Here is a 19923-nt window from a genome sequence, read left to right as displayed (position 1 = left end):
TTAAAATAAATAGTAATTTAAAATTTTCAAGTAATTTAGCTCTTTGTAAAAACAGCAAGTAGTAAAATGGAATTAAAATGGAAAATAAAGCCTTTTGAGGCATTAACTGTTAATGAATTGTATGATTTGCTCAAAGTAAGGAGCGAGATCTTTGTAGTAGAGCAAAATTGTGTCTATTTAGACATTGACGGCAAAGACAAGAAAGCATTACACCTAATTGGAGAATACGATAATAAAATTGTGGCTTATGCACGTTTATTTGATGCAGGAATTAGTTTTGATAATGCATCTATCGGCAGAGTAGTAGTTGATGCCAATTACAGAGATAAAAAATGGGGACATGATCTAATGCGTGAAGCCATTGCCGGAATAAAGTCTAACTTCAATAAAGATAAAATTACTATTGGCGCACAGTTGTATTTAAAGAAATTCTACGAAAGCCACGGATTTGTGCAAACCAGTGAAATGTATCTTGAAGATGACATTCCGCATATTGAGATGACGAGAGAATAAAATTATTGACCTTTTAATCTCTTTAATTCTTCTCTGAGATTTTTATTTTCCTCCTTTAATAATTCAATGTGTTCCATGATAAAGTCAGGGATATTGATTTGACGTATATTTATTTCAGCATTTTCGACAGACTTTTCTTCATCAGCTTCGTAAATAGATTCCTTTTCTACAGCTAATTCTTTTGCAATTCTATTCCACTCGATGTCCGAAATATTTTTGCGTCCATTTTCCCTACGGCTGTAATTAGATTGCGACATACCTATTAAATCTGCCAATTCCTGCTGAGAGAATCCTTTTGCTAATCTGGCTTGTATAAGTTTTGTCTTGCTCATATTTAATTCATTTCTCGATTAATAAAGTAATAATAATTTAAGAATTTTTAAATATATACAATATTTTTTGTAAGATATTATTTTAGTATAAAAAACATTATGCAAATAAATTCGCATAATACTGCATAGGGTTATAATGCTTTGCATTGTATGTTTGTGGAGTAATCTTAAAGGTATCTTTAATATCTAATCAAAGTCGACTTGATTTATTAAAGGTTTTTTTAAGTAAATACTAACAATTAAAAAATTAATTATGAAAACAGAAAAGAAAAAATTTTTCTTTGAGAAAAATGAAAAAGAGATTGATGCTTCCATTGTTTTAGAAAAGAGCCAAATGAAAAAAATTACCGGAGGGAATTTGGATAGGGATCCTTCAAATGATAGAACCTATACAGAAAGTACATATGTAAGACGTTAGTTAATTTTTTCAAATAATTTTTATGGGCGATTAATCGCCCATTTTTAATGATACGATATGTATACCTCAAACCTAGTAATAAAAGTCGCAAGTCTATGTAATTTAAATTGTACATATTGTTATGTATATAATATGGGTGATACTAGCTATAAAAGACAACCAAAATTTATGAGTCAGGAAGTCATAGAATCAATGCTGTTGAGAATTAAAAATAATTGTATTGAAAACAATCTTAAAGAATTTTTTATAGTTTTTCATGGTGGAGAACCTCTGCTTGCAGGAATAGATTTTTATATAAATTTTGTTGAAACTCAGAAAAAAATTATTCCAGATAATATCTTGATTGAATACTCAATGCAGTCTAATGGTACTTTATTAACAAGGGAATTTGCAGATGCTTTAAAAAAATTAAATATCCAGATAGGAATAAGTATTGATAGCTCGCCAAAGTCAAATAATAATAACAGAATTTATCATAACGGAAAAGGATCTTATAATGAAATTGTGAAAGGATTTAATATTGTAAGGAAAACATATGGAGATGAAATGGCAAATTGTCTTTGTGTAATTGATACTACACAAGAAGCAAGTAAAGTTTATAGCCATTTTAAAAAATTAGGCGCTAAATCCGTTCATTTTTTATTTCAGGATTTTAACTATATCCAATCTACACAAGAAGATGTGCCAAAAGTTGGAAAATGGCTTAGTGAAATGTTTGAGATATGGTACAATGACAATGATAAGAAGAAACCCAATATAAGACCATTAACAGATCTAATCGCACTAATTTTTGGTAAAACTAGAGGTACTGAGATTTTTGGAAGCAGTATAAACCAAACCTTAATAATTGAAACAGATGGTAGTATAGAAACCGTTGATACTTTAAAAATTTGTGGTGATGGATTTACAAATACTAAATTTAATGTATTAAGTAATGACTTAAATCTAATATATAAAGAATCAAATCTTGCAAGAATGTATTATAATAGCCATACTAATTTATGTAATACTTGTCAGAATTGCATAATAGAACCAGTTTGTGGTGGTGGTTATTTAGGTCATCGTTTTTCAAAAACTAATTTATTTGATAACCCATCTATTTATTGTAAGGAAATAATTGAACTTATTTGTTATATCCAGAATGAAGTATTAAACGATATGTCCAAAGAAACAATACTAGAATCAGGAATAGAGTATCTTAATTTTAATGATATAACTAAATCTTTTTCAAATGAAAATAATTAAATTACTTGTACTATACATCATAATTTTTTTTTCGAATTTAATTGTAAATGCTCAAAAGAGTGATGATTTTTATCTTCAAAAAGCGGGATTTACGAAAACAGTTTTAAAAACGAAGAATGATACAATTGTTTTTCTGACTTCCGTAAGCAATTCTAATAATGCAAAGCCCACTATTTTATTTGTACAAGGATCACTGCCATTGCCTGTAATTTTTTACGATCAGGAATCTGCAAATTCCACTATTCCGTTTAGCATAAAAGAATATATAAATAAATTCAATTTTGTAATTGTTGCTAGAAAAGGAATTCCATTAATAGGCAGCTATGATAGAGATAGTCAAGGTTATGTAAACGAAAAAGCAGAGATTCCTAAAGAATACACCCAAAATAATAATCTCTATTACAGAGTTAGTCAGGTTAAATCGGTTCTAAACTATTTGCATAAAGATAAAAGAGTAAAAAAAGATTCAATATTTGTCATTGGGCATTCAGAAGGTTATAGAGTTGCAGCAAGGTTAGCAGAAGACAATAAGAAGATTACAAAATTAGTTTGTATGTCTGCAGACCCTTTCAACAGAATTTCTGAAAGTATAATGCGAGAACGTATTAAATCTTTTGAAACAAAAAATGATACTTCAAATCAATTAGAAATCAACGAATTGATTAATGATTACAAAAATATACCATCAAGCAAAATAAAATACAAGACTAACATAGGATTTAATAATTGGTTGAGCTACAATGAGAATCTAAGTTATGAAAGCCTTAGAAAATTTAAAAAGCCATTATTAATTGTATATGGTACAGCTGATATTGGCTCAATACACAATGATTTGATACCTTTTTTATTATCGGGAAATAATGTCAATCTTAAAGCGTATCCTAATTATGGACATAATTATGAAAAGAAAGAATTTGATGTTAATGGCAAACCTACAGAAGATTCATATCACTGGGATGAAGTTTTTAAAGATGTAATAAATTGGTTGACTTCGTAAAAGTTAGTTTAATTATTACATAAAAGTTCGCCGCAAATTATTCAAAAGAAAAAATTAAACAGCTAATCCGATGAAACATTATTTACTTATTCTGGCGTTATTTTTTTTCCTCAGCAGTAATGCGCAATCAATAGTGCAGCATAAAAACTACACTATGACCGACAGATTTGCTCCGGAACGATACAGCAAAATGAAAAAAATCCAGAAGCAGCTTGAAAATGTAAACATCTATGATTTAACCTATAAGTCTTTTGATAATACAAAAGTTAAAGGATTTTTACTATTGCCAACAGAAGAGGATAAAAAGTATCCGGTCATAATTTTTAATCGTGGCGGAAATGGCAGTTATGGAATGGTCAACGATCAGTACATTATTGCTTTTTTATCTAAAATAGCCAGTAGAGGTTTTGTCATAATTGGATCACAATTAAGAGGTTCAGAAGGTAGTGAAGGTGTTGATGAATTTGGCGGCAAAGACATAGACGATGTAATGGCATTATTTGACATTATTGACAGCATCAAAATTGCAGACAGCACTAAAATTGCCCAAATGGGCTGGAGCAGAGGAGGCATTACAAATTTTCAATTATTGAAAAGAACAAAGAAAATTAGAACAACAATTAATATTGCCGGACCAAGTAACATTTTAAAAATAAAGAGAAAAGAAATGTTTACTGTTTATCAAAATAGAATCAGGAACTATGCATTAGATTCTATTTACTATTCAAATAAAGTATCACCAATATTTCAGATTGATTCAATAGTAAACAAAAAAGAAAGTTTTTTATTTCTTCACGGAGATCAGGATGAGAAAGTAGCACTTTTTAATAGTGAAGAACTTTATCAAAAGACTTTAGAAAACAAGTACAAGTCAAAATTTATAATTTTTGAAAATTCCGATCATAGTATATTTGATCAATTTCAAAAACTGATAAATGATATAGTTTCTTGGCTTGATGAAGAACTTACGTAACTTTTATAGAATATTAAAGATTGATTCAAGAAAGACGTCAAATTTCGTTATTGCAAACTAGTTGCGATAGTATTATTGCCTTATATTTTAAAAGTAAAACCTTAATAAACAAAAGATTAACAACTTATTTTAAATCATAACTTTAAGTAAATATCTTGGCGATTTTGTAGTTTGCAGAAACTACATCTCAAAGTTTAGTAATGCAAAACTCCACACGTCGGTCATAATTATCGCCTTTTCCCAAAGGATATTTATTTCCGCAACCCTGAAAAGTCATTCTGCCCGAAGAGATTCTTTTTGATATCAGGTATTTAAAAACGGTCTTGGCACGATTCCAGGAAAGCCTTCTTTCTTTGGTATCTTTGTCAATTCCGTCGCTATAAATTTCGGGAGTACAACAAACATGACCTCTTATTTCAAACTGAATATTCTTTTTATCTTGTAAAATAGAAGCAATTTTATCTAATTCTTTTTTAGAATTGTGCGTTAGTTTTGCGCTTCCAAGATCAAATAAGATGCTTTCCAGATAGATTTTGTCGCCAACTTTTAGTTTGTTTTTAAATGAATTATAAACGCCCTTGCCAAAGCTGTTTCTGTTTACGACGATTAAATCAACCCGCCGATTTTTAGATCGTGTTTCACTAAGATTTTCAACCGTATCCGGTTTTACAATAACACGGCCTTTGCCCTCAAGAATGATGATTTTACTTTGATTAAAACCTTTCGAAACCAGTAACTCCTGAATTGTATTAACCCTGTTATTAGACAATTTGAAGTTGTAATCGTCATCTCCGCGATCATCACAGTAACCGTAGATTTGTATTGACTCTACTTTTGAAGTATCTATTTTTTTTATAAAATTCGTAACAACGCCTGTTTGCTGTTCAGTAAGATCAAATTTATCGAAATCAAAAAATATAGTTTCAATTGTTTTTTGCTGAGCCGATAAATAGAAAGTAAAGAAAAACAAGAAGACTTTACAAAGTTTCATTTTTTTACATTTTTAAAATGGTTTTATACTCAGTTTGATTATTTAAAACGCTCACCGCTTTCTTAATTTCTGAATTGTTTTTAATGTAAAATTGATATAGACCTTCCTGATATTGGTATCTCTTAATCAGTTCTTCCTGAATCAGGTTTTTAATTTCTTTTTGGTTCTTGTCCAATAAAGTGGTTTCACTTTTCTCTAAGGCGTTTAATAACTGCTGATATTCCGGTGCGATCGTTTCATCTATTTTTTCGTTTTTGGCTGCAGCCAAAGTATTTTTTAAAGCAACTTCAGTTTCAGTATCAAAAGTAATCTTGTTCGTTTTTAAATATTGTTTAAAGCTGGTGTAATCCGCATCTGTTAGAACCGGGATTTTATCGCCTAAATTTGGATTTTTATAATAATAGCTTGTAGCATAATCAAAGATCCCGTCATTCTTCAATAAAGCAGTCGTAATAGGACTCATTTTTGCTTCATCCAATTCAATATCCGGTAAAACTCCTCCGCCATCATAAACCGTTCTGCCTTTTCTGGTTTTAAAAGCATTAAAGTTTTTAGAATCTGTTTTTACGGCAACGCCATTTTTGTCTTTATGAGCATAATCCAAAGCCTGAATACATCTGCCCGAAGGTGTGTAATATCTGGAAATAGTTACTTTAAGCTGAGTTCCGTAAGTCAAATCTACAGATCGTTGTACCAAACCTTTACCAAAACTGCGGCTTCCTAAAATTACGGCACGATCTAAATCCTGTAAAGCCCCCGAAACAATTTCTGATGCAGATGCACTTCTTCCGTTTACCAAAATTGCCAGCGGAATTTCGGTATCTATAGGCTGGTTTTGCGTTTTATAAGTATTGTTGTGTTTTTCAATTCTTGACTTTGTTGTTACGATAACTTCATTTTTCGGAACAAACAAATTACAAATATCAATAGCTTCGTTTAATAAACCACCCGGATTTCCTCTTAAATCCAGTACAATTTGCGTCGCCCCGTCAGCTTTTAATTTTTCAAGAGCTTCCCTTACTTCAACAGCAGCTTTTCGGCTAAAATGAGCCAAAACGATATAACCCGTTTTGTCATCAATTTTACCATAAAATGGAACTGATTTAATATCAACCTCATCCAAAACCAATTCAGTAGTAAAAGTTTTTCCCTGACGAAGGTATTTTATAGTAATCTTAGTGTTTTTTGTTCCCTTCAATAATTGCGAAGCATCATCTTTAAAATCAGCAATTAAAACATCGCCAATCTGAATAATTTCATCACCCGCTTTTAGTCCGGCTTTATCAGCAGGATAATTTTTATAAGGTTCACGAACAATTAAACGGTCTTTCTTTCTGGCGATCATAGCACCAATTCCGGTATATTCTCCCGTATTGTTGATTTTGAAATTTACAACATCCTGTTCATTAAAGTAAACCGTGTATGGATCTAAACTTCCCAACATGCTTTTAATGGCTTTGTCCATCAAATCACCCGGATTTGTTTCGTCTACATAATTCGTATTTACAGCTTTAAATAAAGTTGTAAAGATTTCTATTTGCTTGGCAATTTCAAAGAAGTCGTCCTTGAAACTGGTTCCAATAAATAGAAATGCCGCCGCAACAGTTGGTATAATGATTTTTCTTTTGAAAAAAGTAGCCATATTTGTATGATATCTGAAATAAATAAAGCACTAAAATAAGAATAAATCATTAATAACCGTGCGTCCTTGAGGTGAATCTCAAATGATACCTTCAAAACGATTGATTACAAACGATTTTACAATTCAGATTTGGTTTCAGAATCGGGAGTTTTATTCACTTGTAAGAGAAATTTCTCAAACAACTGAATCGTTTTAACGTTGATTTCATCATAAGATAAACGATCTTTTGTCTGATAAAAAAACATCAGGGAATACGGTTCTTCAAGATTATCCCAAAGCAAATGTTTGTTTAATCGGTACGTTTCTCTTAAAACACGTTTGAAGTAGTTGCGGTCAACGGCTTTTTTGAAATATTTCTTTGAAACCGAAACACCAATCTTAATTTTTTCTTCTGAATCAGCTTCCGCATGACGGTAAACCAAACGCAACGGATATTTAGAAACCGATTTCCCTTCAGAGAAAAGTAATCCAATCGTTGTTTTGCTTTTTAAGCGTTCGCTTTTTGGGTAAGTAAAGTTCATTTAATTCAGAAAAAAAGTGCCGTTTTTGTGGCAAAGGTACAATTAAACGATAAAAACAGTTATTGTTTTCAATTTTAATACCGCTAAAAATTTATTTATTACTTTTGGGCATTAATTTTTAAAGCATGCAAAAAATAATTTCGTATCCCATATCCGTAATTTACTATTTGATCTTTAGTTCAGTTTTATTGGTTTTTCATCCAATACAATGGTTTTGCCTAAATGTTTTTGGTTATCAGGCGCACAAAAAAAGCGTCGATTATTTAAACTTTTGGTTATTAAGATGCACAAACCTTGTTGGAACAACGTATAAAATTGAAAACAGAGAGACAATTCCTACTGATGTACCTTTGATTTTTGTCTCAAATCATCAAAGTATGTACGATATTATAGCAATGATTTGGTATTTTAGACGATTTCATTGTAAATTTGTAAGTAAGAAAGAGTTAGGCAGCGGAATCCCGAGCGTATCATACAATTTACGCCACGGAGGATCTGTGCTAATCGACCGTAAAGACCCGAAACAAGCGATTCCTGTAATCAAAGGCTTGTCTGAATATATTGAAAAACATAAAAGATCTGCAGTAATATTTCCCGAAGGCACGCGTAGCAAAACCGGAAAGCCTAAAGAATTTGCCCAAAATGGTTTAAAGATATTATGTAAATACGCACCGTCAGCATACGTTGTTCCGGTGAGTATTAATAATTCATGGAAAATGGTAAAGTTTGGTCTTTTTCCGGTAGGTTTAGGAAATCATCTTACCTTTACCGTTCATAAAGCTTTGGCAGTAAAAAATTATGATTTTGCCGAGTTAATAGCTTTGACCGAAAAAGCAGTAGTAGAAGGAGTAAATGAGTATAAATAGATTTTTGTTTTTTAGTAAAGAACTAAAACTTAAATCCCAATCTTAAATTAGTAATGTCTATAAAAAACATTAGATTAGAAGTTATGCAGTTTTTAGAAAAAAACGTGGATAGCTTCGTAGAACAGTATTTAATTCCAGTAGAAAAAATTTGGCAGCCGTCAGATTTTCTGCCTAATTCTGAAGGAGATAATTTCTTTGAGGAGGTTAGAGAATTACGTGAAATTGCCAAAGAATTACCATATGATTTCTGGGTAACACTTGTAGGTGATACAATCACCGAAGAAGCTTTGCCAACATACGAATCCTGGTTAATGGATGTAGAAGGAGTAAATCAGGTTGAAAATGGTGGAAACGGTTGGTCTAAGTGGATTAGACAATGGACCGGAGAAGAAAACCGTCACGGAGATTTACTAAATAAATACCTGTATTTGTCTGGTCGTGTAAACATGCGTGAAATCGAAATGACAACACAGCATTTAATCAACGACGGTTTTGATATTGGAACCGGTTCTGATCCGTATAAAAACTTTGTTTATACCAGTTTTCAGGAATTAGCAACCTATGTTTCGCACAATAGAGTAGCCCAAATGGCTAAGAAATTTGGTGATAACAAATTATCGAAAATGTGTAAAATGATTGCCGGAGACGAAATGCGTCACCACCATGCATACAGTGAATTTGTTACCCGTATTTTTGCAGTAGATCCAAGCGAAATGATGTTAGCGTTTCAATATATGATGAAACAAAAAATCGTAATGCCAGCACATTTTTTAAGAGAATCCGGTCAAAAAATAAGCTCAGCTTTTGAGCAATTTTCTGATTCTGCACAACGTATCGGTGTTTACACGGCAAATGATTATGTAGACATCATGCAAAAATTGATCGACAAATGGGAAATTGACAAGATTTCTAATTTAACAGATGAAGCCGAAAAAGCACGTGATTATTTAATGAAATTGCCATCTCGTATGGCCAGAATCTCAGAGAGAATAGTAATTCCACAGGAATCACACATCTTTAAATGGGTAGAACCAGCTAGATTGTAAATTTTAGAATTTAGAGTTTAGAATTTAGATTTCAGATTTTAAATTGATATTGCAATTGATTTTTGACATTGTAGTTGATTTTTGATTAGCATTAAAATATTTGTTGATTGTTGAAGTTTATAACTTTGGCAATCAACATTTTTTATTCAATAAGATTTAGAAAGAATAAATCAACAATAATCTATGTAAATCCGCTTAAATCTAAAATCTGCGTGAAATTTCAAGACAACAAATAAAACTATGAATAATACCGATCTAATAAACAAAACAATTTCATTCGTAAAAGAAAAACTCAATGATGCCGAAGGCGGACACGACTGGTTTCATATTGAGCGTGTGTATAAAAATGCACTTTTGATTGCAAAAGACACCAATTGTGATTTGGTTGTAGTGCAATTAGGCGCGTTGCTTCATGATATTGCCGATAGTAAATTTCATAACGGAGACGAAACAATCGGACCAAAAACGGCGCGTTTGTTTTTAGAATCTGAAAATGTTTCAGAAGACGTTATTCAGCATGTGGTAAACATCATCGAAAACATCTCTTATAAAGGCGGAAATTTCGAAAAGAAGTTCTCGTCTATAGAATTGGATATTGTTCAGGATGCAGATCGCTTAGATGCAATTGGGGCAATTGGTGTAGCAAGAGCCTTTAATTATGGCGGATTTAAAAACAGATCTTTATACGACCCTGAAATTGCGCCAATATCGAATATGACAAAAGAAGAATATAAAAAGAATAATGCACCAACAATAAATCATTTCTACGAAAAGCTTTTACTTTTAAAAGACAAAATGAATACCGAAACCGGAAAACAAATCGCCGCAGAAAGACATCGTTTTATGGAATCATTTTTGGCGCAGTTCTATGCAGAATGGGAAGGAGTTAAATAATTTAGTCGTTAGTTAGTCTCAGTTTAACTTTTTCAGACTTTTAAAATTATTACTAATGATGTTTCATAAAGAAATAAAAAACCGCTCCGGCACTTAAAAAACCAAGCATAAACCACAATATTCTAGAAACTCTATTGTCTCTGATAATCTCTGTTCTATCAAAATCTGTCATCTCTTTAAAATTTGAATTAATAAAACAAAATTAAAAGTTACACGATTGACAAAAAGGAAGTTAAGGATTTAATTGTGTCAAAAAAAGACAAAAATGTCTAACCATTATACCTATAAATCTTAGAAACTCAGCTACTCAGGAACTCAGGAACTCAGAACCTTTCCCTAAGAACATCCACAATTTCCGTCGCCGCAGTCTTTTTTCTTTTTAGATTTCCAAAAGAACTTTTTGATTAAAAAACCAACAGCGATAAACAATATTACAAAAGAGATAATTTCCTGAATCATGGCATTTTATTTTAAAAGTTGATAAGCTAAAAGTGCCACAAAATAAGCCAGTCCGCTCATTAAAACCAGCTGCATTGCAGGCCATTTCCACGAATTGGTTTCTTTTTTTGTAATAGCCAAAGTACTGGCGCATTGCATGGCAAAAGCATAAAAAAGTAATAACGAAATTCCCGAAGCAAAATTGAATATCTTTTTTCCTGTTTCAGGATTTACTTCTTCCTGCATTTTACTTTTTATAGTCGTTTCATTATCACTATTTCCAACGCTGTAAATTGTTGCCAGAGTTCCCACAAAAACTTCACGCGCTGCAAACGAACTAATAATGGCAATTCCAATTTTCCAATCGTAACCCAAAGGCGCAATGGCAGGTTCGATTGCTTTACCCATAATTCCGATATAAGAATTTTCTAATTTTTGAGAAGCAACTTCATTTTCAAATGCAACCTGGTCTAGAGGGTTATTTACAAATCTTTCCTTTACAATAGTTTCAGCTTCATTGAAATTTTTCCCGGGTCCGTACGAAGCCAAAAACCACAAGATAACAGATATAGCAAGAATGATTTTACCCGCACCAACAATAAAAGCCTTCGTTTTCTCCACAACATTAATTCCAACGTTTTTGAGTAAAGGCATTTTATAACTTGGCATTTCAACCACGAAATACGTTTTGTTATCTTGTTTTAATATTTTATTCAATATATAGGCAGATAAAATTGCAGTTCCAAAACCCAATAAATACAATAACATTAAGGATAATCCCTGCATATTTAAAATTCCAAAAACACGCTTATTTGGAATTACCAAAGAAATTATAATCGCATAAACAGGTAATCTTGCAGAACAAGTCGTGAAAGGCGTTACCAAGATCGTAATAAGGCGTTCTTTCCAGTTTTCGATATTTCTCGTTGCCATAATTGCCGGAATCGCACACGCAGTTCCTGAAATTAAAGGCACAACACTTTTTCCTGAAAGCCCAAACTTGCGCATTATTTTATCCATCAAAAACACAACCCGACTCATATAACCGCTTTCTTCGAGAATTGAAATAAACAAAAACAAGAAAGCAATTTGCGGAATAAATATAATAACACCGCCAATTCCCGGTATAATTCCCTGCGATAGTAAATCAGTTAAAATTCCGCTGGGTAATTCTGAGGAAACCCAGCTGCTTAACGAAGCAAAAGTACTGTCTATGAAATCCATTGGAATTGTTGACCAGCTAAAAATAGACTGGAAAATAACAAACAGAATGGCAAGGAAAATAAAATAGCCCCAAAATTTATGCGTTAAAACACGATCCAGTTTTGCTCTGAAATCTTTTGCCATTGAGGCGTCAACCTTTAAACCTTCTTTTAAAACATCATTGATAAACTGATATCTTTTAATGGTTTCTTTTTGCTGTAAACGCTTTAACTCAGAATGCGATTTGGTAAAAGTGCTTCGAATTTCATTTCGGTCCAAATTCGAAAAGTTCACATCCTGCGTAATCACCAGCCACAATTTGTATAATAATTGATTCGGAAAAGCATGTTGTAGTTTTTCAAAATATTCTGCATCAATAACAGATGAATTTAAGCAAGCTTCGTGCGGAATGGTTTTATAAGAAACAATTAATTCTTTTAATTCCTCAATTCCAAAACCTTTACGGGAACTTACCAAAGCAATTTTAGTTTTTAGCTTTTCTTCAAGAAACGGAATATCTAAAGTAATTCCCTTTCTTTCCATACGATCAGACATATTAATAACTAAAATCGTCGGAATTTCAAGATCTTTAATCTGAGTGTAAATCAATAAGTTTCGTTTCAGATTTTCAACATCTGTAACAACAACCGCTACATCCGGATATAATTTATCATTTTTATTCAGCAAAAGTTCAATAACAACACTTTCGTCCATCGAACTCGCATTCAGACTATACGTTCCGGGTAAATCCAGAATGTTAGCTTTTATATTATGAGGTAGTTTACAGAAACCTATTTTTTTCTCAACCGTAATTCCGGGATAATTCCCAACTTGCTGATTTAAACCTGTAAGCTGATTAAAAACAGACGTTTTTCCTGTATTAGGATTCCCGATAAGGGCGACATTAATATTTTGAATGCTCATTATAAATTGGTTTTGATAAGTTCAACTTCAATTTCACGAGCAGTTTCAACACGAATCGCAACATGCGAGCCGTTAATGTCAAGATATAAAGGATCTCCAAAAGGAGCAATTTGAAGTAATTCGACTAAGTTGCCCGGCAAACATCCCATTTCTAATAATTTTAGAGGAATAAGATCGATGTCAAAATCTTTGATAATGGCTTTCTCGCCTTTTTTCAGAGTGTGAATTGTATTTTGCAAGCTTATTTAGATTGAATTTAGATTACAAAAGTAGACAATTATTCTTTATTCAAAGGCATTTAACACTTTTGAATATGCTAAATCTTTCTAAAAATAAGGGCTTTATTCCTGACACAAGAAATTGATATCTTCTAATAGACGATTCATATCCTCTTTATTTGTTCCGTCATAAAATCCGCGAACACGGCGTTTTTGATCTACCAAAACAAAATTCTCCGTATGAACCATATCGTACAATTGATCTGGTCTTCCAAGTTTTACAGCTAAATACGATTTTCTTGCCATTGTATAGATTTCTTTTTTATCGCCGGTAACCAAATTCCACTTGCTGTCTACAACATGATGTTTGATCGCATATTCTTTTAAAACCGGAATACTGTCAACTTCTGGAAAAACGGTATGTGAAAGTAACATCACTTTCGGATTATTCAAAACCGCTTTTTGAACTTCTTCAAGATTAGTTGTCATTTTTGGGCAAATAGATCCGCAAGTTGTAAAGAAGAAGTCGGCAACATAAATTTTGCCTTCATAATTTTTCTGAGTTATAGTATCACCGTTTTGGTTTACAAACGAAAAATCAGCAATTGTGTGGTATTTGCTTTTATATTGAATCGTACTGTCAACCAATTCAGGATTTACATCGGCAGGATTGTAAATTGGTAAAGTCTTTTGTGGCTTTAAGGCCGAATAAAACAGAGATATAGTGACAACCGAAAAAACAATTAAAACAATAAAGAATTTACGGTATTTGTAAAGAAACGATTTCATAAAAATAATTTGTCGCAAAAATACAAAAAGCGCATTTTAAAAAGCTAATTATGGATTGTTTTAACAAACACATCTTTGAAGTCTCGAAGATATATTTTCGTATTTTATGTCATTTCGACGCAAGGAGAAATCACACACGTAACTCCGCACAGATAATTGCCAATCTTTGTAGAGCTTCTTGTGTGATTTCTCCTTGCGTCGAAATGACAAAATCTTTGCGGCTCTGCAAGATTAAATATTAATTCGTGGCGATTCATTTTACTTTAGTTTTTCTAATCGACTTATTAACCAGATATAACCCAATTAAAGTTACAACGGAACCAACTGCAATGGCAGAAGTAAGGTTTTCACCGAAAATAATAGCGCCCAAAACCATCGCAACGATTGGATTAATGTAAACATAAATACTGCTAATTTCTGTTGGAAGATGCTGCAGCGAATAAATAAAAGCAATGAACGTTAAAACCGAACCAATAATAACCAGATAACCAATTGCCCACCATGATTGAGACGGAATTTCGTTTAACGGAATATTAGTTCCCGAAGCTTCCGTAATTACAAGAAGCAGTACACTCGAAATCAGCATTTGTAATCCTAAACTAAAATAGGGATTAAAACTTGCTGCTTTTTTCTTAGTATGTAAAATTCCAAAAGCCCAGGATATTGTTGAAGCAATCGTCAGGATGATTCCGAATTGAAAATCAGGTCTTAGGAAATCAGCCAAATGGTCGATGAAAATGATACAAATTCCTCCAAAGCAAATTAGAATTCCCGTTATGGCAAGTTTAGCAACTCTTTCACCATGAAAAAAATTAATTATGATAATCCATATTGGAAAAATCGCACTGATAATAGCGCCTAATCCGCTGCTGATATATTTTACGCCCCATGTACTTAAACCGTTACTTAAAGCAAAATTTAAAATTGCCAAAACCAGAATAGTGCGCCATTGTTTGCCTTTTGGCCACGGTTCTTTTTTTAGAAGAAAATAACCAACATATAGAATTCCGCCTAAAAACTGTCGTATAGTTGCCAGCTGTAAACCCGGCATATGTTTTACGCCTTCTTTTGAAGCCAGCCAGGTAGTTCCCCAAAAAAAACTTACCCAGCATAAAGCCAAAATTGGAAGACCGATCGCTTCTATTTTTCCCGAAAATGCACTCTGAATTTTTGCTCTCACTTTGATTTGATTCTTTTAACAAATATTCCAAAAACAAAATTAAATAGAAGATAAAAAGCATAGATATATTCATGAAAATTTTTGCTGACAGCGATGAAATATTTGCATTAAAAAACTTACGTTGAATATTGTGTGGTTTTAACATAAATTTTAGAATAATAACAATATGTTTGTAGATACACTATAAATACACTCGAAAATGAACAAACAGATTACAAAACCATTATTTTGTGCCTTTTCTGCAATATTATCCTTTACTGCAGTCAAAGCTCAAAATGCAACAGCCAAAGAACCTGGTATTAATGTTTCCTACATGAATACTAAAATTAGTCCGGGCGAAGACTTTTTTCGCTACGTAAACGGAACCTGGTTAGATAAAACTGAAATTCCAAGCGATCGGACTTCGTGGGGAAGTTTTAATGAATTACGTCAAAAAACAGATGATAATTCACTTGCAATTTTAAAAGAAGCATCCAAAAACCCCAAGTACAAATCAAATACAGATCAGGGAAAAGCGGTTGCATTGTACAACACGATTCTTGATACGGTTGGAAGAAATAAAAGAGGAGTTAAGCCACTTCAGCCTTATTTAAAGAAAATTGATGCGATTAAAAATGTTACCGACCTGCAAAATTTCTTAATTGAAATGGAACCGCAGGGAGGCATTGGTTTCTTTGGAATTTCTATTGGAGCAAATGCAAAAAACAGTAATGTAAATTCAGTAAATTTAGGTCCTGGACGTTTAGGATTATCAGATAAGGATTATTACAATGCTGATGATAAAGATTCTAAAGAAAAACGCGAAAAATACGAACTTCATATTGCCCGAATGATGCAGTTTATTGGAGAATCTCCTGCAAAAGCAAAAGAAAGTGCTGCACAGATTTTGGCTTTAGAAACCGAAATGTCTGCTCCAAGACTGGATCGTGTTGAACGCAGAGACCGTAGAAAACAATACAACCCAACGGCTATTGCTGATTTAAAAAAATCAACGCCATCGATTCAATGGGATAAATATTTTGCCGGAATCGGAATTACAAAATTAGATACAGTAAATGTAACGCAGCCGCGTTATATGGCTGCTTTAGAGAAAACTTTTACAGAGAACAAAGTGGCGGCATGGAAAGAATACTTGAAATGGTGTGCTTTAAACAGAGCTGCAACTTCGTTGTCTACCGATATTGAAAGTGCAAATTTTGATTTTTACGGAAAGACATTAACCGGAGCTTTAAAGCAGCGTCCAAGAGACGAACAGGCTTTGCAGGTAATTAACGGAGCAACCGGTGAAGCTTTAGGAAAACTTTATGTAGAGAAATTATTTCCTGCTGAAGCAAAAGAAAAAGCAAAGAAGATGATTGCGAATGTGATTTTGGCTTATGAAAACAGAATCAATGCGTTGCCTTGGATGTCTGGTGAGACAAAAGTAAAAGCAATTGAGAAGTTAAAGAAACTAACCATCAAAATTGGATATCCTGATAAATGGAAAGATTATTCGGCTTTGCAAATTAAAGATGTTGCTGAAGGTGGAACTTATTTTGACAATGCTGTAAACTTGTCAAAATGGGATTATAAAGAAGATTTAGATAAATTAGGTAAACCGGTTGATAAAACTGAATGGGGAATGTCGCCACAAACTGTAAATGCGTATTTCAATCCATCTTATAACGAAATTGTTTTTCCTGCGGCAATTTTACAACCGCCTTTCTACAATTACGAGGCTGATGAAGCTGTAAATTATGGTGGAATTGGAGCTGTAATTGGTCACGAAATTTCACATGGTTTTGATGATTCCGGAGCAAGATATAATGCAGATGGAAATCTTGTGGATTGGTGGACAGCTGACGATTTGAAACAATTTACAGCATTAGGAACTGCGCTTGCCAATCAATATAGTGCTTTAGAGCCTTTACCGGGAATTCACGTTGATGGTAAATTTACCTTAGGTGAAAACATTGGAGATTTAGGCGGAGTTAATGCTGCTTATGATGGTTTGCAATTGTACCTGAAAGCAAATGGAAATCCGGGTTTAATTGATGGGTTTACGCCAGAGCAAAGATTCTTTATTTCTTGGGCGACTGTTTGGAGAACAAAATCGAGAGACGAAGCGATTAAAAGTCAGGTAAAAACAGATCCGCATTCACCGGGAATGTACAGAGCAATTGTTCCAATTCAAAATGTCGATACTTTTTATCAGGCTTTTGGAATCAAACAAGGAGACAAAATGTATATTGAACCGGAAAAGAGAGTTAAAATCTGGTAAGATAAAATAATAAAAACGGCGCTAAAATTAGCGCCGTTTTTTATCTATAACTTTTATTTATTTCAGATTACTGTAAATATAGGTTTCGATTGCTTTTAGCTCCTCATCAGACATTGCTTTTGTAACCGGAAAATTGGTTTTCATTACATCAAACTGACTCGGATCAACAATGGGCTCTGCATTTCCTTTTAAGAAAGTGATAATATCGCCCTTTTTGTCTTTGTATGTTTTGGCAATTTCCTGAATACTTGGTCCAATTATTTTTTGATCAGCCTGATGGCAAGCGGTACAATTTCCTTTTCCTTCAAAAATTTCTTTTCCTAAAGCTTCAGGTGTTTTGGCTTTCGCCGATTCTCCTTCTGAATAGGATTCTGTTGTATTTTGATTGGTGTTTTCAATTCTTTCTTTTTTACAAGATGCAAAAGCTAAAACTGCTGACAAGAATAATACTTCTTTTTTCATTCTTATTTATTTAAAATTACAGCGGCTTCTTTTGCAAAGTAAGTCGAGATAATACTGGCTCCAGCACGCTTAATGCAATAAAGTTGCTCTATCATAATTTTGTCATGATCAAGCCATCCTCTTTCTGCTGCGGCCTTTACCATAGCGTACTCACCTGATACTTGGTAAACAGCAACCGGAACATGAACGGCATTTTTTACCTCACGAACAATGTCTAAATAAGCAATTCCCGGTTTTACCATTACAATATCTGCACCTTCTTCAACGTCTAATAATGCTTCGCGAATTCCTTCAATTCGATTTGCATAATCCATTTGATAGGTCTTTTTATCTTTAGGAATGTTTTGAGAATCTACCGGAGCAGAATCTAAAGCATCACGAAAAGGTCCGTAAAAAGCAGACGCATATTTCGCACTATAACTCATAATTCCCACATTGTGATGTCCGTTTTCTTCCAATGCTTTTCTAATTGCTAAAACTCTTCCGTCCATCATGTCGCTTGGCGCTACAAAATCAGCTCCGGCATCAGCATGACTCAGACTCATTCGGGTTAAAGCATCAACAGTGGCGTCATTTATCAATTGACCGCTTTCAATGATTCCGTCATGGCCATAAATTGAATAAGGATCTAAAGCTACATCCGGCATTACAATCATTTCAGGAACAGCATCTTTTATGGCGCGAATAGTTTGTTGCATTAAACCGTCTTTATTCCACGCTTCAACACCTTTGTTATCTTTAAGTTTGTCACTTACTTTTACGTAAATATTAACCGCTTTAATTCCTAAATCCCAGGCCTCTTTTACTTCTTTAATGGTATTGTCTAACGAATGACGGTAAATTCCCGGCATTGACGGAATAGCAACTTTTACATCTTTTCCTTCTGCAACAAACATAGGAAGCATAAAATCCTGTGGACTTAAACTTGTTTCGCGAACTAATGAACGAATAGATTCATTGGTTCTTAAACGGCGGTTTCTTTGTAATGGGAACATTGTTTTAAATTTTTGATTTAAGAATGCAGATTTTAGATTTTTATTAATTGATGTCAATACTTTTGACTTGATGACTTTTAAACTTTCGACTTATTTATGTGATAGAAGCTGTGTAAATCTCCTTAATTGTCTTGCCAATTTTAGTGTCAAATTCAGCATCAGATTGACCTGCGCTAAGACCTTCAGACAATGCTCTTGAGAAACTTGCGATCAATCCGTGGTTTTGTGAAAGTTTTAGATTGGCTTCATCCTGTCCATATCCGCCAGATAATGCTACAACACGCACAACATGTGGATCAGACATTAATTCGCTATAAAAATCATTCACAGTTGGAATAGATAATTTTAGCATCACTTTTACATCTTTATCTAATAAACGAAGCTGTTTCTTGATTTCTTCTTTTAAAATTTCTTCTGATTTTTCTTTATCGGCACTATAAATATCAACTTCAGGTTCAATGATTGGTACAAGTCCTTTTTTAAAGATTTGTAAACCTACTGTAAATTGCTGGGCGACAACTTCACGAATTCCTTCTGTGTTTGCTTCTTTAATAACAGAACGCATCTTGGTTCCAAAAACATTTCTTTCTACAGCATGCGTCAACATTTCATCTAAATTAGCAATAGGTTTCATCAGTTGTACACCGTTTGCAAGATCAGCAAGTCCTTTGTCAACTTTTAAAAACGGAACTATGTTTTTCTTTTCCCACAAATAGTCAGCAGTCCATTGTCCGTCAATCTTTCGATCCATAGTGTTTTCAAACAAAATAGCTCCCAGGATATAATCACTGTCAAATGCAGGACTTTTAATAATACGGGTTCTCATGTCATGTACAAGCGTGTACATTTCTTCTTCATTTGAGTAACTACTTTCATTAACGCCATATTGCGATAATGCTTTTGGAGTACTTCCGCCACTTTGATCTAATGCAGCGATAAATCCTTTACCGGAATGCATGCGGTTTAATTGTAAATCTCTCTTTTCCATAATACCGAAATTTTAGTTTACTATAAAT

At 33.1% G+C, this 19923-nt stretch carries 21 protein-coding genes; 9 read left to right on the top strand and 12 right to left on the bottom strand.

The window, feature by feature from the left end:
• The first annotated feature begins 66 nt into the window (after positions 1-66).
• A complete protein-coding gene (locus OLM54_RS16255; protein ID WP_264535623.1) occupies positions 67-513 on the top strand; it encodes a GNAT family N-acetyltransferase in 447 nt (148 codons plus the stop codon).
• 2 nt (positions 514-515) lie between these two features.
• Here the strand turns inward: OLM54_RS16255 and OLM54_RS16250 are convergent, their stop codons facing one another.
• Positions 516-845: a helix-turn-helix transcriptional regulator gene (locus tag OLM54_RS16250; RefSeq protein WP_264535622.1), complete on the bottom strand. Its 330-nt coding sequence runs from the start codon at positions 843-845 to the stop codon at positions 516-518.
• A 253-nt stretch (positions 846-1098) separates the two neighbouring features.
• Between OLM54_RS16250 and OLM54_RS16245 the strand changes: the two genes are divergently transcribed.
• The 4 genes from OLM54_RS16245 (at position 1099) to OLM54_RS16230 (ending at position 4478) form a co-directional block, all read left to right on the top strand.
• The gene (locus tag OLM54_RS16245; RefSeq protein ID WP_264535621.1) at positions 1099-1263 is read left to right on the top strand and encodes a hypothetical protein; all 165 of its coding nucleotides are present in this window, start codon (positions 1099-1101) and stop codon (positions 1261-1263) included.
• A gap of 57 nt (positions 1264-1320) precedes the next feature.
• Complete coding sequence (locus tag OLM54_RS16240) at positions 1321-2508, top strand: radical SAM protein (protein WP_264535620.1); 1188 nt, start codon at positions 1321-1323, stop codon at positions 2506-2508.
• Positions 2495-3505, top strand: a complete 1011-nt coding sequence (locus OLM54_RS16235; RefSeq protein ID WP_264535619.1) for an acyl-CoA thioester hydrolase/BAAT C-terminal domain-containing protein — start codon at positions 2495-2497, stop codon at positions 3503-3505. The genes OLM54_RS16240 and OLM54_RS16235 overlap by 14 nt, the downstream gene beginning before the upstream one ends.
• Before the next feature lie 70 nt (positions 3506-3575).
• Positions 3576-4478 (top strand): alpha/beta hydrolase family protein, encoded by a 903-nt coding sequence (locus tag OLM54_RS16230; RefSeq protein ID WP_264535618.1) that lies wholly within the window; start codon positions 3576-3578, stop codon positions 4476-4478.
• A 187-nt stretch (positions 4479-4665) separates the two neighbouring features.
• Here OLM54_RS16230 and OLM54_RS16225 read toward each other — a convergent pair whose 3' ends face one another.
• The 3 genes from OLM54_RS16225 to rnpA all read right to left on the bottom strand — a co-directional run bounded on the left by OLM54_RS16225 (position 4666) and on the right by rnpA (position 7632).
• On the bottom strand, positions 4666-5469 hold the full coding sequence (locus tag OLM54_RS16225) for an OmpA family protein (protein WP_264535617.1): 804 nt from the start codon (positions 5467-5469) through the stop codon (positions 4666-4668).
• 4 nt (positions 5470-5473) lie between these two features.
• On the bottom strand, positions 5474-7111 hold the full coding sequence (locus OLM54_RS16220) for a S41 family peptidase (RefSeq protein WP_264535616.1): 1638 nt from the start codon (positions 7109-7111) through the stop codon (positions 5474-5476).
• 116 nt (positions 7112-7227) lie between these two features.
• Positions 7228-7632: a ribonuclease P protein component gene (gene rnpA / locus OLM54_RS16215; protein WP_264535615.1), complete on the bottom strand. Its 405-nt coding sequence runs from the start codon at positions 7630-7632 to the stop codon at positions 7228-7230.
• Positions 7633-7757: 125 nt separating this feature from the next.
• On the opposite strand from rnpA, the gene OLM54_RS16210 reads away from it, so the two are divergent.
• The 3 genes from OLM54_RS16210 (at position 7758) to OLM54_RS16200 (ending at position 10438) form a co-directional block, all read left to right on the top strand.
• A complete protein-coding gene (locus tag OLM54_RS16210; protein WP_264535614.1) occupies positions 7758-8498 on the top strand; it encodes a lysophospholipid acyltransferase family protein in 741 nt (246 codons plus the stop codon).
• Between the two features lie 53 nt (positions 8499-8551).
• Entirely contained in the window at positions 8552-9544 is a 993-nt protein-coding gene (locus tag OLM54_RS16205; protein WP_264535613.1) for an acyl-ACP desaturase, read from the top strand.
• Positions 9545-9784: 240 nt separating this feature from the next.
• Positions 9785-10438 (top strand): HD domain-containing protein, encoded by a 654-nt coding sequence (locus OLM54_RS16200; protein ID WP_264535612.1) that lies wholly within the window; start codon positions 9785-9787, stop codon positions 10436-10438.
• A 336-nt stretch (positions 10439-10774) separates the two neighbouring features.
• On the opposite strand, the gene OLM54_RS16195 is transcribed toward OLM54_RS16200, so the two are convergent.
• The 5 genes from OLM54_RS16195 to OLM54_RS16175 all read right to left on the bottom strand — a co-directional run bounded on the left by OLM54_RS16195 (position 10775) and on the right by OLM54_RS16175 (position 15190).
• Positions 10775-10897: a FeoB-associated Cys-rich membrane protein gene (locus OLM54_RS16195; protein WP_264535611.1), complete on the bottom strand. Its 123-nt coding sequence runs from the start codon at positions 10895-10897 to the stop codon at positions 10775-10777.
• A gap of 6 nt (positions 10898-10903) precedes the next feature.
• Positions 10904-13003: a ferrous iron transport protein B gene (feoB, locus tag OLM54_RS16190; RefSeq protein ID WP_264535610.1), complete on the bottom strand. Its 2100-nt coding sequence runs from the start codon at positions 13001-13003 to the stop codon at positions 10904-10906.
• Complete coding sequence (locus tag OLM54_RS16185) at positions 13003-13242, bottom strand: FeoA family protein (RefSeq protein ID WP_017495803.1); 240 nt, start codon at positions 13240-13242, stop codon at positions 13003-13005. Before OLM54_RS16185 ends, feoB begins: the two co-directional genes overlap by 1 nt.
• A 102-nt stretch (positions 13243-13344) precedes the next feature.
• Positions 13345-14010, bottom strand: a complete 666-nt coding sequence (locus OLM54_RS16180; RefSeq protein ID WP_264535609.1) for an SCO family protein — start codon at positions 14008-14010, stop codon at positions 13345-13347.
• Between the two features lie 253 nt (positions 14011-14263).
• Positions 14264-15190, bottom strand: coding sequence for a DMT family transporter (locus tag OLM54_RS16175; RefSeq protein ID WP_264535608.1), 927 nt, complete (start codon positions 15188-15190; stop codon positions 14264-14266).
• A 199-nt stretch (positions 15191-15389) separates the two neighbouring features.
• Here OLM54_RS16175 and OLM54_RS16170 point away from each other — a divergent pair, with 199 nt between their 5' ends.
• Positions 15390-17450, top strand: a complete 2061-nt coding sequence (locus OLM54_RS16170) for a M13 family metallopeptidase (protein ID WP_264535607.1) — start codon at positions 15390-15392, stop codon at positions 17448-17450.
• Positions 17451-17507: 57 nt separating this feature from the next.
• Here OLM54_RS16170 and OLM54_RS16165 read toward each other — a convergent pair whose 3' ends face one another.
• The 3 genes from OLM54_RS16165 to OLM54_RS16155 all read right to left on the bottom strand — a co-directional run bounded on the left by OLM54_RS16165 (position 17508) and on the right by OLM54_RS16155 (position 19895).
• Positions 17508-17912, bottom strand: coding sequence for a c-type cytochrome (locus OLM54_RS16165; RefSeq protein WP_264535606.1), 405 nt, complete (start codon positions 17910-17912; stop codon positions 17508-17510).
• 2 nt (positions 17913-17914) lie between these two features.
• A complete protein-coding gene (gene hemB, locus OLM54_RS16160; protein WP_264535605.1) occupies positions 17915-18907 on the bottom strand; it encodes a porphobilinogen synthase in 993 nt (330 codons plus the stop codon).
• 94 nt (positions 18908-19001) lie between these two features.
• The gene (locus OLM54_RS16155; RefSeq protein ID WP_264535604.1) at positions 19002-19895 is read right to left on the bottom strand and encodes a fructose bisphosphate aldolase; all 894 of its coding nucleotides are present in this window, start codon (positions 19893-19895) and stop codon (positions 19002-19004) included.
• Positions 19896-19923: the final 28 nt, after the last annotated feature.

The sequence above is a fragment of the Flavobacterium sp. N1736 genome, from assembly GCF_025947065.1.
Lineage (GTDB): Bacteria > Bacteroidota > Bacteroidia > Flavobacteriales > Flavobacteriaceae > Flavobacterium.
The sequence above is the reverse complement of the archived record's forward strand: the minus strand, read 5'-3'. Positions and strand labels throughout refer to the sequence as shown.

Coding starts and splice junctions, on each gene's coding strand:
- OLM54_RS16255 (WP_264535623.1), top strand. CDS start 67: ATGGAATTAAAATGGAAAATAAAGCCTTTTGAGGCATTAACTGTTAAT.
- OLM54_RS16250 (WP_264535622.1), bottom strand. CDS start 845: ATGAGCAAGACAAAACTTATACAAGCCAGATTAGCAAAAGGATTCTCT.
- OLM54_RS16245 (WP_264535621.1), top strand. CDS start 1,099: ATGAAAACAGAAAAGAAAAAATTTTTCTTTGAGAAAAATGAAAAAGAG.
- OLM54_RS16240 (WP_264535620.1), top strand. CDS start 1,321: ATGTATACCTCAAACCTAGTAATAAAAGTCGCAAGTCTATGTAATTTA.
- OLM54_RS16235 (WP_264535619.1), top strand. CDS start 2,495: ATGAAAATAATTAAATTACTTGTACTATACATCATAATTTTTTTTTCG.
- OLM54_RS16230 (WP_264535618.1), top strand. CDS start 3,576: ATGAAACATTATTTACTTATTCTGGCGTTATTTTTTTTCCTCAGCAGT.
- OLM54_RS16225 (WP_264535617.1), bottom strand. CDS start 5,469: ATGAAACTTTGTAAAGTCTTCTTGTTTTTCTTTACTTTCTATTTATCG.
- OLM54_RS16220 (WP_264535616.1), bottom strand. CDS start 7,111: ATGGCTACTTTTTTCAAAAGAAAAATCATTATACCAACTGTTGCGGCG.
- rnpA (WP_264535615.1), bottom strand. CDS start 7,632: ATGAACTTTACTTACCCAAAAAGCGAACGCTTAAAAAGCAAAACAACG.
- OLM54_RS16210 (WP_264535614.1), top strand. CDS start 7,758: ATGCAAAAAATAATTTCGTATCCCATATCCGTAATTTACTATTTGATC.
- OLM54_RS16205 (WP_264535613.1), top strand. CDS start 8,552: ATGTCTATAAAAAACATTAGATTAGAAGTTATGCAGTTTTTAGAAAAA.
- OLM54_RS16200 (WP_264535612.1), top strand. CDS start 9,785: ATGAATAATACCGATCTAATAAACAAAACAATTTCATTCGTAAAAGAA.
- OLM54_RS16195 (WP_264535611.1), bottom strand. CDS start 10,897: ATGATTCAGGAAATTATCTCTTTTGTAATATTGTTTATCGCTGTTGGT.
- feoB (WP_264535610.1), bottom strand. CDS start 13,003: ATGAGCATTCAAAATATTAATGTCGCCCTTATCGGGAATCCTAATACA.
- OLM54_RS16180 (WP_264535609.1), bottom strand. CDS start 14,010: ATGAAATCGTTTCTTTACAAATACCGTAAATTCTTTATTGTTTTAATT.
- OLM54_RS16170 (WP_264535607.1), top strand. CDS start 15,390: ATGAACAAACAGATTACAAAACCATTATTTTGTGCCTTTTCTGCAATA.
- OLM54_RS16165 (WP_264535606.1), bottom strand. CDS start 17,912: ATGAAAAAAGAAGTATTATTCTTGTCAGCAGTTTTAGCTTTTGCATCT.
- hemB (WP_264535605.1), bottom strand. CDS start 18,907: ATGTTCCCATTACAAAGAAACCGCCGTTTAAGAACCAATGAATCTATT.
- OLM54_RS16155 (WP_264535604.1), bottom strand. CDS start 19,895: ATGGAAAAGAGAGATTTACAATTAAACCGCATGCATTCCGGTAAAGGA.